Below are 13,531 nucleotides of genomic sequence, written 5' to 3'. Positions count from 1 at the left end.
GAAAATGGTGAATAAAATAGCAACGCTAATTGTAGTGGGAGTATTAAGCCTTGCTGGCTTAATACTCTTTGGATATAATGAATTTATAACCAAAGATACCCTTCAGGATCAACCTGTAGCTTACGAGATAATCTATGAATGGGAGTTGCCTAAAGAGCTCGATGAGGTTTCGGGAATAGACTGGATAGGCGATAATAAGTTGGCTTGCATTCAGGATGAAGATGGCATCATTTTTATTTTCAATCTTGAAACTTCAAAAGTAGAGAAAAGTATAGAATTCGCGGGCGCGGGTGATTACGAAGATATTCGTATTGTAGGCCAAACTGCCTATGTGTTGAGGAGCGATGGTGAAATTTTTGAAGTCAGCGATTTTTTATCGGGTAATTCAAAAACAAAAACCTACAGTAATTTTTTATCTGAAAAACAAAACCTGGAAAGCTTAGCCTGGGACAAAAATAATAAACGTTTGCTGCTGGCCATAAAAGATAGAGAACTAAAAGACGATAACTATAAAGGAGTTTATCAATTTTCTCTAACCAATAAAGAATTGGAAAGAAATCCGCTTTATCGTTTAAATATGCAAGACAGCTTATTAAGGGAAAGGGAAACAAAACTCAATAAAAAGCTCCAACCTTCTGCACTTTCCATACACCCCAAAAATAAAGATTTCTATATTCTGGATGGTCGGGCTCCCCAGTTGGTTATTGCGAATAGTGATATGAAACTAAAAAAGCGCTACGCTTTACATGAAGATGATTTTGAGCAGGCCGAAGGACTTACTTTTAGTAAAAACGGTAGGTTATTTATCTCTAACGAAGGAAAAGGCGGAAAAGCAAATATCCTTGAAGTAATATTCAAATAGATTGTATGAAGGAAACGGAAGAGAATACGAACGTAAAGAAAAGTAAAGCCCCTTTAATATTTTCATTTATCGTAATTCTAGTTCTTGTTGGCGGTTACTTTTTTATCCCTGGTATGCACCAATTTTTTAATGAGGCCTGGGAGGTTTTAACCAGTAACGATAACCAAAGAATAAAAGCCTGGGTTTCCAATTTTGGATGGATAGGTCCTTTGGTACTTATTATAGCTATGATAGCCCAAATGTTTCTTTTAGTAATTCCATCGGTAGCATTAATGATCGTTTCAATTTTAGCTTATGGGCCCGTATGGGGAAGCTTAATAGTTTTTACGGCCATTTTCTGCGCTTCTTCGGTAGGCTATTTCATAGGTCGCTATTTTGGGCCGGTAATCGTTCAAAAACTTTTGGGTCCAAAGACTGAAAATAAGATAAGTGACTTTTTAGATGATTATGGGTTTTGGGCGGTAATTGTAACCAGAATCAATCCGTTTCTAAGCAATGATGCAATTAGTTTTGTAGGCGGAATTTTAAAAATAGGGTATTGGAAATTTATAGGTGCCACCTTATTGGGAATTACACCACTTACAATTTTTATCGCCTTAATTGGAGATAGCACTCAGCAACTAAAATGTGGTTTGTTGTGGGGCTCTTTAGTAAGTTTAGTGCTTTTTATCCTCTATGTGTATTGGGATAAAAAGAAGCGGTAAAAATTATAGAAATTAAAAGCTTAAAATTGTACAGAATTTCCATGAGGTGAGTTATAGCTCATTGCCGACTTATATTTTAAGAAATTTAAATTTTAAAAGTACAGCTTCTAAAAAATTAAAAGATGTATTTTTAACCTATGGAAAACCAAATTGAAGAGCAGGTTTTTAATAATAAAAATCTGCTAAATTATAGCTTCGCTAATAGTTATGAATCCTGCCAATTTACAAACTGTAATTTTTCTACCGGAAATTTAAAAGGAATTCTTTTTATAGATTGTGAATTTGAAGAATGCGACCTGAGTAACGTAAATCTTGATCACACCTCATTCCAAAATTGCAACTTTAAAGCCTGTAAAATGATGGGCTTATTGTTTAATAATTGTGAACCTTTTGCTTTCTCTATTTCGGTTAATCAGTGTATTTTAAACCACTCTTCCTTTTTTGGAATGAAGCTGAATAAAACTCTTTTTCATAATTCAAAACTTATGGAAGTAGATTTTTCATCGGCCGATTTATCGCATTCAAAGTTCCTGAATTCTGATCTTTCCGGGGCTGTATTTCAGAATACAAATCTTACCAAAGCCGACTTCAGCGGTGCGCAGAATTATAATATAGATCCGGAAAATAATAAATTAAAAGGGGGTAAATTCAGCGTTGATCAGGTAAGCGGATTATTGAATAAATATCAAATTATAATTGATTAAAAAGAATTACTAAGTTAGTAGTACTTAAATTTATAAGAAAAAGTCATGAGTTTATTGAACAAATTAATGGGCAATGCGGCCAGTATTTCTAAAGAAGAATTAGATAAAAAATATGGCCGATTATTAACTGAAACCGAAGAAATTGAATTGGGTTTTTCCTTGTTGCGGGATATATTTATGTTTACAAACAAACGACTTATTTTAATAGATATCCAGGGGCTAACTGGTAAAAAACAAGAATATTTATCGCTACCATACAGGCACATTTCTAGGTTTTCTCTTGAAACTGCAGGCACCTTTGATTTAGACGCCGAATTAAAAATCTGGATTTCAAGTGAAAATGTCCCAAGTGTAAGTAAACGCTTTAATAAAAGCATAGATATTTATGCCGTACAAAGATATCTTGCCGGGAAAGTAATTTAGAAGTAAGCGGAAGTAAGAAACAAATAATACAAACTTTAAGACCCGTGTTTAAGACTCATAATCACTAAATTTTCACCCACAATAGCGCGGAGTATTTTAATATTTCTTTAGAAAGATTAACTAAAGTTTATTAGAGATTTCATCGCAATGCATATTTCTATTGATACTTTTATAGTAATCAAACACAAGAGATTATGATTTCTATCTGGTATATTCTGTTTTTTATTGTACTCTTTTTTCTTATATTTTTTTGGAGAAAAAGACACGCTAATCGTGATTCTAAGACTGATAATATAAAAGCCAAAAAAGACAAATTTAATCCGGAATTTTCATCAAAACCTGAAACTGATGAAGAGGAGAAAAACAGTAATACTAAATAAATTTCTACTTATTTCTTTACTAAAGTTTGGATTAAAAAATTAAAATTCAATTAGCCCTTCTTCTTTATTGTAGATTCGTTTTCCGTCCGAAAATTTAACCATCCCCAGTTCGTAATTTCCCTATAGTTTCAAATAGTAAGTCTGTTGCTTATATTAGATAAATACTAAAGTCTTTTTGTCTGGAAATTTTCGATGAAGAACGTAATCTTCAGAAATAATCATCCTTCCAGCATTTTCTTCGATAGGAAAAAATTAATAAGAAAATTTAGAAATCTGGTTTTCGTTTAACATTTATTCGGAAGGAAAAAATTACTTCAGCGTAGATATTACTGGTTCTTAAGCTTGTTTTAAGACCTATTTCTTTCCCGTGGATTATTAACAAAGGTTTTGCCAGAAATTAGTATAAATTATTCCTTCTCCTTTCTAATTTTATAATGTAGCCTTTCTTAATCCCTATTTACAAGGTGTTTACAGTGTGGTAATTCAATTTCTGAAAACTGATTACCTGCCTGGAATTTAATTTTAAAACCTAAAAAATATGATTTCAAATACCATCTGGAATTCTTTTGAAACAGTGCATGAATTTCCGGTTCTAAAAGATAATCTTCAAGTAGATGTAAGTATAATTGGAGGGGGAATTACCGGGATTTCTACCGCTTATTTTCTTAAAAAAGCTGGTTTAAAAGTTGCGGTTCTCGATGCCGGAAAGATTGGAATGGGCACTACCGGGCATAGCACGGGAAACCTTTATCATACAGTAGCCGAATTACTTTCTTCGCTAGATTCTAAATATGATGAAACGACTATTAAAAAAGTACTAAAAGCGCGAACTTCAGCTATAGGAATTATAGAAAAAATTATTCACGAGGAAGCGCTGGACTGTGATTTCAAAAGGCAACCCATATATCTTTTCTCTACGGATAATGCCGATAAAATTGAGAAAGAAATTTCGGTTTCGTCCAAACTGGGAGTTTCTCTTGAAGACGTTTCTCCTGAGAAGTTTTCTTTTGAAGCCACTAAAATCCTAAAATATCCCGATCAGGCACAGTTTAATCCTTTTTTATATGTGAATCAATTGGCCTATAAGATCAACTCAAAAGAGTGCCAGATTTTTCAGGATTCAAAAGTTGAAGAAATTGAAAAACTGGAACATGGAGATTACAATTTAAAAATCACTAATGGCAATGTTTCCAGTAAATATTTGGTACACGCCGCGCACAGTTCTAAGGGCGTGGATATAAAGTTTGATACTACTTTGGGCCCTTACCGCGAATATGCGGTAGCCGCAAGCTTGAAAACTGATGATTATCTGCAGGGGATTTTCTGGGAATACAAAGGCAAAGAAAAATACTCTTTCCGCTCTTATAATCGGAATGGAAAATCTTACGTGATGGCGGTGGGTAAATCTTATAAAGTTGGCCAGTCTGAGAATAATTCCGCATTAATGGATTCCCTGGTAAAGTATTTAGAGGAAAAATTTCCGGTAGAGAAACTTACTCATTTCTGGGGCGGACAAAATTACAAACCCGCAGATCTTCTACCTTCAATAGGAAGAAAAAGTATCCATAAAGATGAATTTATAGCTACCGGTTTTTCTACAGACGGATTGATCTATGGAAGCCTTGCCGGAAAAATTATTACCGATTTAATTACCAATAAGAAAAATGAATATGAAGACGTCTTTGATCCATTAAGGGTTAATCCTGTAAAATCTTCAAAATCTTTTATCAGGGAAAACCTGAATGTTGCGAAAGAATTTTTCAAAGATCATATCCTGGGAAGTTCTACTGAAGAAATTGAGCAGCTAAATGTTGGAGAAGGTAGAATAGTGGAGATTGAAGGTAAGAAGTTTGGAGTTTCCCGGGACGCAAATAACCAATATGAGATAGTATCGGCCAGTTGTACCCATTTAGGCTGCGTAATTCATTGGAACGATTTGGAAAAATCCTGGGATTGTCCCTGCCACGGGAGCAGGTTTACTCCATCTGGAGAAGTTATTGAAGGCCCCGCTATGGATGCTCTCCCGAGAATAAATGACAAAAATTAAATAAATAATAACCAACAAACATTGAAAAATTATGAAAGCATTAGTTTGGCACGGAAGAAACGACGTTAGAATAGACACTGTCCCCGATCCTAAAATCAAAGAACCTACAGATGTTATTCTTAAAATAACTTCTACTGCAATTTGCGGGTCAGACCTTCACATTGTAGATGGAATGGTTCCTACTATGGAAAAAGGTGATATTTTAGGTCACGAATTTATGGGCGAAGTAGTGGAAGCCGGCCGGGAAGTAAAAAAGTTTAAAGTTGGAGACAGGGTAGTGGTACCTTTTACCATTGCCTGTGGAAATTGTGAGTATTGTGATGATACCCTTTACAGTTTATGTGACAATTCTAATCCGAATCCGGAAAAAGCTAAAGCGAATTTGGGACATTCTATTTCAGGAATTTTTGGATATTCCCATATGCTTGGTGGCTTTGATGGTGGCCAGGCAGAATATGTAAGAGTTCCTTATGCTGATGTTGGCCCTATAAAAGTACCTTCCACCTTAAGTGATGACCAATCACTTTTTTTATCTGATATCTTTCCCACTGGCTATATGGCAGCAGAAAATGCCGATATTAAAAGAGGAGATACCGTGGCTATTTGGGGTTGTGGTCCCGTTGGACAATTTGCTATTCAAAGTGCGTTTATGCTGGGCGCCGAAAGGGTAATCGCCATAGATTCAGTTGCAGAAAGGTTAGATATGGCGAAAAAACATTCCAGGGTTGAACTTATTAGAACAACCGATAGGGATGATGTTTATGAAAAACTTATGGAAATAACCAACGGAAAAGGCCCTGATTCCTGTATTGATGCAGTAGGAGCAGAGGCTCACGGAGACACGCTTATTGGAAAGGCGGTAGATAAAACCAAGGAAGTTCTTCAGTTGCCAATGTCAAGACCTTATGTGCTACAACAAATTATGATGAGTTGTAAGAAAGCCGGTACAGTATCTATTCCGGGGGTTTATATTGGTATGGTTAACGAGATTCCGTTTGGCGCTGCGATGAATAAAGCGCTGACTTTTAAAATGGGACAAACTCATGTACAGCGTTATTTAAAACCGCTATTAGATAAAGTAGATGAAGGACTTATTGACCCAAGTTTTATAATTACCCATAGAATGAAGTTGGACGAGGCCCCAAAAGCCTACGATCTATTTAAGAAGAAAGAAGATAAATGTGTAAAGGTTGTACTTACACCCTAATTATTCATATTTTTCTATCAGGCCTTTTTCGTGGTTTTTACTTGCAGAAGGCCTGTTTTTTTTCTTTAATTTTTTTGAGAATTGACTTTTATGGCTTTTGATAAAGTAATTAACTGGGGGTTTGCCTTTTTTGGATTTTGTATAATGGCTTTTTTCTTATTCAAACTGGAAGAGGTGTTCTCAGCAAGTCCTACTGCGGAAACTTCAAAACAAGCGATTCAGAATTTTCAAATTAGTATATGGTGTGGATGGCTTTTAATCACCGGCCCTGCTATTTATTTTAGGTGGAAATATGCTAATCATATACTTTTTATAATAGATTATCTTATTGCTATTAGCGCTTTTATCATTTTAGGCGTTTATGTAAATAAGGGGGCAGAACTTGAATTATGGTCTCTGGGAGAATCTTTTAGAGGAAATATAAGCTTTATGGCAATGAGGAATATTCTGCTTATTTGCGGAATGACGGCCTTTATTCACGCTGCAATCTGGTGGTTTTCTAAAAGATGGCATCGCAGGTAATTTAAAATGAAACAATTAATACAAAGAATTTTAATGAAATACCTGTATTAATTGTTTTACTCTATAATCTAGATTGAATACTATGGAGCAGCTTATTCTTTCAAAAATCAGGAATTTTTTGCCACATTCTCAACCCGTTGGGTAGTATCTGCTTTTGTAAGGCTTAGTCTTACAATACTGTTTTCCCTGGCTTTTAGATCGTGGGGTACATTGCCATCCAGGGCAACTAAATCTCCTTTTTCTAAAGTTTGTTTTTCTCCATTGACCCCAAAATCAATAGTTCCTTCAAAAATTTCTACCACGATAGGAAATGGAGTTTTATGTTCTTTAAGTCCCTGGCCTGTTTTAAAGGCTATTCTTATTTCTTTACTCACTTCGGTCTCAAAAAGTACTTTTACCGCAGGAGACTTTTCGCTGTATTCTAGATTTTTAATTAATGATGCTTTCTTCATTTTTAATAGATTTTAATTTTTTCTTTAATTTTTTCGTTAGTTGGGCTCAGGCTGCGAGCTAGTTGAGGATACTTTAGGAATTTTCAACTTCATCGTTTCCATATACCAGTTCTAAGAAATCGGGCTTTGGGAGGGCACCAAAATAATCTTCTATTATTACCGGTTCCAGTAATTTATTGATTTCCTGCCGGTCATATCGCGCGCCCAGTAAAAGATTCTCCAGCTGTTTTACGGGTTCTTTTCCGAAGAAATCTCCATAGATTTTAAAATTTATTATTTCCCCTTTTTCTACATAAATCCTAAGATCAATTTCTCCTACAGGAAAACGTTTACTGCGCTGAATATTGAATTTAGGCGACTTACCATAGTTCCATTCCCAGGTTCCATATTTTTCATCTTTTAGGGCGTGAACTGCTTTCCATTCTTCGGCAGAGAGATGATAGGTTTTAAAATCTTCGCTTTCGTTATATAGTCCCTTAAGAATTAATGCTCTAAACTCTTCAATTTCCATTTTTTTTGAGAGGAATTCACTAATGTTTGCTACCCGGCTACGGCTGGATTTGTGTCCTTTAGATTGAATTTTGGTCATTTTTACATTCAGGGCTTTTACAACTTCTTCCAGATCACTATCCAGCAGGAGAGTGCCGTGATGCAACATTCTTTTTCCCGTAGAAAACTGTGCATTTCCTGAAATCTTTTTGTCGTTTGCCAGCACATCATTCCGGCCTTTTAATTCGGCTGGAATTCCCATTTTTCTAAGAATTTTTATCACCGGCTCGGTAAATTTCGCAAAGTTATTTAAGCTTTTTACATCGTGATTTGTGATAAAACTGAAGTTTAAATTGCCAAAATCGTGATATACGGCACCTCCGCCAGAAACTCTTCTCACCACGTGAAGTTTGTTTTCTTCTACATAATCAAAATTAATTTCTTCCAGGGTATTTTGGTTTCGACCAATTATAATAGAAGGTTCATTTATATAAAATAATAAGTAATCATTTTCAGGATTAAAATTGCGCAATGCATATTCCTCCAATGCGAGGTTTATCGTGGGATCATTAATTCCTTCGTTATCTATAAAAACCATTTTTCAATTTTTAATTACCAAAAGTGTGATTCTTCAATTTAGAAATATTTTCGGGTTTTATTTCAATTTTAATTCGGTAACAAAGTAACAGCTATAATAAAGGAAGGTTAATGATTGAAATCATATTTAAAACTAAAGTTTTTCGAAAATCGAGATTTTAAAAGTCTCGAAAGGTGGTAGAATTTTTCAAATTTCCGTAAAAAATGAATTTTTTTTAGATGTTAGCTTCGTTTTCAAACTTCTAAGCTTAACCATGTAGTAAAAATTAATTATCTTACCGGTTTTTGGTAACAGAACGAAAATATTTACTATTTTATATTTAAAAATTGACTATGGGCAGACCTTCCACAAAAGCTAAAGATTTGAGAGATGGATATTATATTGAAGTCCGGAATAAGAACCAACGAAGCGGTATCAAGATTAGAAGAGATACCAAAGAACAGCTACTGCTTGCTATAGAGGAGTACAAGGAGAGCAAAGAGGTGATTGTTTTAGGAAAATCTGAGAACGGAAAAATGAAAGAGATTCCAGATATTAAAGTTGATTAATCGCTTTTTAAAATTTGAAAGAAAAGAATTGATAAATGGAATATTTTTTCAGGATTTTTCCCATTTATCGTCTTAAAAACAAAACCCCGTAAATCTTAGGATTTCGGGGTTTTTTGTTTCAATTTTTTTAGAAAATGAATCCTAATTAGTTTCTAAAACCAGTTTTCTTCTTTTCTTTTCGCACTGCAGTAAATTAAGTTCCCGGTTTGTTTGCCCTTCAACAGAAGAATTTTCTTCGGCCCTTCGCAATAAATAAGGAACTACTTCTTTAACGGGGCCAAAAGGTACTAACTTGGCTGTATTATAATCCTTACTTGCCAGATTATAACTAATTTGGTCACTCATACCATAAAGCTGGCTAAACCATACCCTGGGATCATCTTTGGGTATTCCCTGGTCTTCCATAGCCTGTAAAGCCAAATAGTTACTCATTTCGTTATGTGTTCCAATAAAAACAGCTATATCATCAATATTGTCTAAACAATACGTCATCACATTATTAAAGTTAAGATCGGTAACTTTTTTGCTTTCGCAAATGGGAGATTTCTTACCGTATTTTTTTGCACGTTTATTTTCCTTCTCCATATAAGCACCTCGTACAATCTTGGCGCCAATTTTAAAACCTTTTTCATTTGCTTTTTTATGCAATGCTTTAAGGTAATCCAGCCGATCCCAGCGGTAGCATTGAAAAGTATTATAAATAACAGCTTTATCTTTATTGTACTTTTCCATCATCTCTTCCATAAGATCATCAGCGGCATCCTGCATCCAACTTTCCTCAGCATCAGCATATAAACGTACATTTTGCTTGTAAGCTTCTTCACAAAGGTCTTCCACCCGGGCTTTTGTTTTTTGCCATTCTACTTTTTCTTCCTCATTGAGATTAATATGAGAACTAAGCTTATGCCAAATTTCGAAACTCCCCAGGGCCGTAGGTTTAAAAATCGCGAAAGGTATTTCGGTTTCTTCTTGCGCAAATTTGATGAGGTCTTTTTTTACCCGGAAGGCGGCATCAAATTCTTCTTCTGTCTTTTTACCTTCCACAGAATAATCAAGAATGCTGGAGAGGTTTACCTGGTGCATTTCTTTAATTACCGGTTTGCAATCATCTTTGCTGGTGCCTGCGCAAAACTGGTCAAAAATGGTACTTTTTATTAATGGTTGTATAGGAAGTCTTGCCTTTAAAGAGAATTTGGTCAATAAAATTCCAGGTTTAATTAATGAAGGAATTCCCATTACATTAAAGAGAAGCAGCGCTCTATTAAGTTCTAAATCTGTTTTTAATCTAAATGCGGTTTCGGTATCGTTAAATATTTTTTTCTCAATCATAGCCTAAAACTAACTCTTAAACCAGATAGCTAAAAGTGCTTTAGATAAATTTTAACCCACTTTCCCGGTAATACTCAAAAGGGTTCAGATTCGTGCGAATAAAGGTATTAAAACAGTTAAGGTTCTTTTTAAATTGTTAAGGAATTTATGAATGGATATATAAAATTAGTAGCCAAGCAAGGAAAGGCTTTCTAAGATCTGAAGCCAAAACTGTAAAATAATATTAGCAAAAACTCAATTTAAACAAATTAAGAATAGAATTGCGTAATAAAAAAGACAGTTAATTTTAGGCCATTTTCTACTGTGTAAATTGGAGGGATAAACAAAAAACCCCGTAAATCCTGGGATTTCGGGGTTTTTGATACATTTTGAAATGTAAAAAGTGGAGTCGGAGGGAACGACCTAAATTTTAGTTTTATGGTGTTTTCAGGGCCTTCCAAAGGGTCAAATTTTATTGGTCACCGAATTGGTCTCGCTTTAACAAATTTTAACGTTTCAACTCAAGTTTTCCAGTTATCTCAGCTTAAAATGCACCATTCTTCTCTAAAATAAATTAAACATATTTACCTAATTTTAAATATTATATCAGTTGGAGATCTTTCATTATGGAAACCAAATGAGGATTTGTGTTGGCATTGAACTCATCTCTCAAATCTTTTAATCTTTTTTCAATCGCACTTTTACTGCTGGGTTTTATATGAAGAATCTTTAATTCCTCTTGCATTTGATCCTGGGTAAGTCCGTTAGATAGAAATTTCACGATATTGATCTCAAAATCGTTTAGAACTAATAAATTATTTTGGTTTAAAGCCTTTTCTATTGTTGGGGAATTATAAGTTTCCCCTTTCCATAGTTTTTCGATCGCTATTTTTAGTTCTTTTAATCCCCTGCGATCTTTACAAACATAGCCGTCTATATTACCAGATTCCCATAATTCTTTTACTGTTTGGGGATAATCTTCAATAGAATTTACAAGAACTTTAAGATCGGGATATTCAGATTTTAAGAGGGCGATCAATTCTTTTCCTGATTTGATCTTTTCATCCCAATAATCTTTTTTAAATGAAAGATCGCAGATAAGTAAATCAAAAGGTTCGTTATTTTGAGAAGCTTTTTTGGCCAAAAGCCAGGCTTTGTCACAGTATTGCGCGTGAGTTATTTCCGGAATATTCAATTCATTTAAAATAGATGCTACAGCGTGATTAATGCTGTCCATATCTTCTGCAACTAATACCTTTTTAAACATAGCCTTAATCTATATTGGAATTTGGATGAGAATTTTTAATCCTCTTTCCTGTTCGGTCTCAAATTTAAGTTTTCCATTTATAGAAAAAATACGGTTTTCCATATTTTGAACCCCATTCCCTGATATTAAGCTTTCTTTTTTAACTCCAATCCCGTTATCGGAATATTGAATTTTTAATAGATTCTTTTCAGAAGAAAATATAATCGCCACCAAACTTGCTTTGCTGTGTTTATTCATATTGATCATGATCTCCTGCAACACCCTATAAATCACAAGCTTTTTCTCGATATTTAAATCATTCCAGGCAATGCTTTTTTCACCGCTTAAAATAAGCCTGGCATCTTTAGGACAAATTGAAGAGAGTAATGCTACGAGTTGATCGAGGTATCCCTCACCGGTATTAATTTCATTGTTTTCCCTGGAAATATTTCGGGTAAGCTTGTAAATGTGTTCAATTCTGTCCATCGTTGCTGCAGGTGCAATTGCTTCCAAACTACTCATCACATTATAAACGTCATTGGCCAACTCATCGTGAATTTTTTTGGAAATTCTGGTTTCCGTTTTATGGGTTTCGCGAATCTTTTCTTTCAAGTGCTTTTGTCTCAGGTAGAAAAATCCGAATCCACCAGATACTATAAGCAATAATCCTCCAAGGGAGAGAATGATGATTTGACTCTTAAGTTCTTCTGTTTCCAGTAGTTGTTTTATTTTTTCAGCCTCAAGATTATTAATTTCTTTTTGCTTTTGTTCCTCATCGAACCTAATCTTAGCGAAGAGATTTTTTGACTGAATATTTTCAGCTTTTATACTGTCATTAAGTTGTATATAACGATTAGATAAATCCCTGGCTTTTTCTAAAGAAGAAAGTTGAATTAATTTTTCTATAGCGGTAAGCTCGGCATTCTTACTATTAATATCCTTAGCGGCTAATAATAAGCTATCGGCATACAGTTTTGAAATTTGGGAATCCTTATTTCGGTAATAATCTCCAAGATGATCATAACTGGCTAGAAGACCATTCTTATCATTCTGTTCCCGCCTAATATTCGTAGCTTCCAGTAGCTCGTCCCTGACTTTGGCCGAAGAATCCTGTAACCATTTTGTATAGGCAAGATTATCCACAAACCTGGCTTTAGAAAGAATACTTATTGAATTGGATCTTTCGATAATCCTTTCAAAAATTTTTATAGCCTCGTCGTATTTTTTTTGATCCTGAAGAGCAAGCGCAATATTATTCAGGTTGCTCAGGCTATCTCTGGTTGTAACAGCATAGTTAAGTGCATTTCGCCATTCGGTTATGGCATCCTGATAAAACCCCTGGTTACGGTAGGCAGTTGCAATGGTATTATAAGCGCTGCTTACAAAGGTAGAATCTTCATTGGCAAGATACCCTAAAGCCTCGGTGGCAGTTTGCTGAGCCCCGGTATGATCGGTCAATTGACTTTGTGCAATGGCCATTTCAGTAGTTCTTCGTCCGGCATCGGCAGTGTCGCCAATTTTTAAATAGAGTTGCCGCGCTTTATAAGCATTTTCAAAAACTTCCTCATCGCTATTTAAGTAATCAAAAATTGCGGATTTCCTGTAGTATCCTGTTGCAATATAATTTGAATCACTTTGTGCCTTAGCGGTAGTTATAAGAGAGTCTGCAAAATAAAGCGAGCTATCATATTCCTTTAATTTTATATGATAATAAATTTTATAGTCCAGGAGATCGGGAATTAGGGTATCATTTTTATCCGTGTTGCTTTGAAGTGCCTTATTGAAATTAGCGATCTTATCCCTGATTTCTTTGGAATTTTTTCCTTTTTCAAAAAAGGAAAATGAAGAATCTGCCCTGCTTTGTTTATAAGATTCAGAAGACATCTTTTCATTGCTGCAAGAGGATAAAAGCAGGAAATATAAAATGCTATAAATATGAAGAAGGGGACGTGGGTTCATAAAGCGAAAATAAATAAAAAAAGCCGCTAAAAAATAGCGGCCTAACATATTAAATTAATTAGCGTCTGCTGATGTTTTGCAG

The 13,531-nt window shown here is 34.7% G+C and carries 14 protein-coding genes; 9 read left to right on the top strand and 5 right to left on the bottom strand.

The genetic code is table 11. The features are described 5' to 3' along the window. The first annotated feature begins 4 nt into the window (after nucleotides 1–4). The 8 genes from J0871_RS16610 (at nucleotide 5) to J0871_RS16575 (ending at nucleotide 6,849) form a co-directional block, all read left to right on the top strand. Nucleotides 5–862, top strand: coding sequence for an SdiA-regulated domain-containing protein (locus tag J0871_RS16610; RefSeq protein WP_208226318.1), 858 nt, complete (start codon nucleotides 5–7; stop codon nucleotides 860–862). Nucleotides 863–867: 5 nt separating this feature from the next. Beyond that, nucleotides 868–1,566 carry a TVP38/TMEM64 family protein gene (locus J0871_RS16605; protein ID WP_208226317.1) on the top strand — a complete coding sequence of 233 codons (699 nt, stop codon included), beginning with the start codon at nucleotides 868–870 and terminating at the stop codon, nucleotides 1,564–1,566. Nucleotides 1,567–1,703: 137 nt separating this feature from the next. Then, a complete protein-coding gene (locus tag J0871_RS16600; RefSeq protein WP_208226316.1) occupies nucleotides 1,704–2,270 on the top strand; it encodes a pentapeptide repeat-containing protein in 567 nt (188 codons plus the stop codon). Between the two features lie 45 nt (nucleotides 2,271–2,315). Beyond that, a complete protein-coding gene (locus tag J0871_RS16595; RefSeq protein ID WP_208226315.1) occupies nucleotides 2,316–2,693 on the top strand; it encodes a PH domain-containing protein in 378 nt (125 codons plus the stop codon). Nucleotides 2,694–2,887: 194 nt separating this feature from the next. Further along, a complete protein-coding gene (locus J0871_RS16590; protein ID WP_208226314.1) occupies nucleotides 2,888–3,073 on the top strand; it encodes a hypothetical protein in 186 nt (61 codons plus the stop codon). 538 nt (nucleotides 3,074–3,611) lie between these two features. Beyond that, nucleotides 3,612–5,120, top strand: a complete 1,509-nt coding sequence (locus J0871_RS16585; protein ID WP_208226313.1) for an FAD-dependent oxidoreductase — start codon at nucleotides 3,612–3,614, stop codon at nucleotides 5,118–5,120. A gap of 31 nt (nucleotides 5,121–5,151) precedes the next feature. Beyond that, nucleotides 5,152–6,327 carry a zinc-dependent alcohol dehydrogenase gene (locus J0871_RS16580; protein WP_208226312.1) on the top strand — a complete coding sequence of 392 codons (1,176 nt, stop codon included), beginning with the start codon at nucleotides 5,152–5,154 and terminating at the stop codon, nucleotides 6,325–6,327. A 90-nt stretch (nucleotides 6,328–6,417) separates the two neighbouring features. After that, on the top strand, nucleotides 6,418–6,849 hold the full coding sequence (locus J0871_RS16575) for a hypothetical protein (RefSeq protein WP_208226311.1): 432 nt from the start codon (nucleotides 6,418–6,420) through the stop codon (nucleotides 6,847–6,849). Nucleotides 6,850–6,956: 107 nt separating this feature from the next. Here J0871_RS16575 and J0871_RS16570 read toward each other — a convergent pair whose 3' ends face one another. Both J0871_RS16570 and J0871_RS16565 read right to left on the bottom strand, forming a co-directional pair. Then, nucleotides 6,957–7,301, bottom strand: coding sequence for a cupin domain-containing protein (locus tag J0871_RS16570; protein ID WP_208226310.1), 345 nt, complete (start codon nucleotides 7,299–7,301; stop codon nucleotides 6,957–6,959). A gap of 73 nt (nucleotides 7,302–7,374) precedes the next feature. Beyond that, entirely contained in the window at nucleotides 7,375–8,388 is a 1,014-nt protein-coding gene (locus tag J0871_RS16565) for a lipoate--protein ligase (RefSeq protein WP_208226309.1), read from the bottom strand. A gap of 332 nt (nucleotides 8,389–8,720) precedes the next feature. Between J0871_RS16565 and J0871_RS16560 the strand changes: the two genes are divergently transcribed. Beyond that, the gene (locus J0871_RS16560; RefSeq protein WP_075327680.1) at nucleotides 8,721–8,936 is read left to right on the top strand and encodes a hypothetical protein; all 216 of its coding nucleotides are present in this window, start codon (nucleotides 8,721–8,723) and stop codon (nucleotides 8,934–8,936) included. 141 nt (nucleotides 8,937–9,077) lie between these two features. On the opposite strand, the gene J0871_RS16555 is transcribed toward J0871_RS16560, so the two are convergent. The 3 genes from J0871_RS16555 to J0871_RS16545 all read right to left on the bottom strand — a co-directional run bounded on the left by J0871_RS16555 (nucleotide 9,078) and on the right by J0871_RS16545 (nucleotide 13,374). After that, the gene (locus J0871_RS16555; RefSeq protein WP_208226308.1) at nucleotides 9,078–10,265 is read right to left on the bottom strand and encodes a proline dehydrogenase family protein; all 1,188 of its coding nucleotides are present in this window, start codon (nucleotides 10,263–10,265) and stop codon (nucleotides 9,078–9,080) included. Between the two features lie 580 nt (nucleotides 10,266–10,845). Further along, nucleotides 10,846–11,511: a response regulator gene (locus J0871_RS16550; RefSeq protein ID WP_208226307.1), complete on the bottom strand. Its 666-nt coding sequence runs from the start codon at nucleotides 11,509–11,511 to the stop codon at nucleotides 10,846–10,848. Between the two features lie 9 nt (nucleotides 11,512–11,520). After that, nucleotides 11,521–13,374: a tetratricopeptide repeat-containing sensor histidine kinase gene (locus J0871_RS16545; RefSeq protein ID WP_243870531.1), complete on the bottom strand. Its 1,854-nt coding sequence runs from the start codon at nucleotides 13,372–13,374 to the stop codon at nucleotides 11,521–11,523. Between the last annotated feature and the right edge of the window lie 157 nt (nucleotides 13,375–13,531).

It is taken from the genome of Salegentibacter sp. BDJ18, assembly GCF_017579965.1.
Lineage (GTDB): Bacteria > Bacteroidota > Bacteroidia > Flavobacteriales > Flavobacteriaceae > Salegentibacter.
Note: the sequence above shows the minus strand (reverse complement) of the source record. Positions and strands in the feature narration are given on the sequence as shown.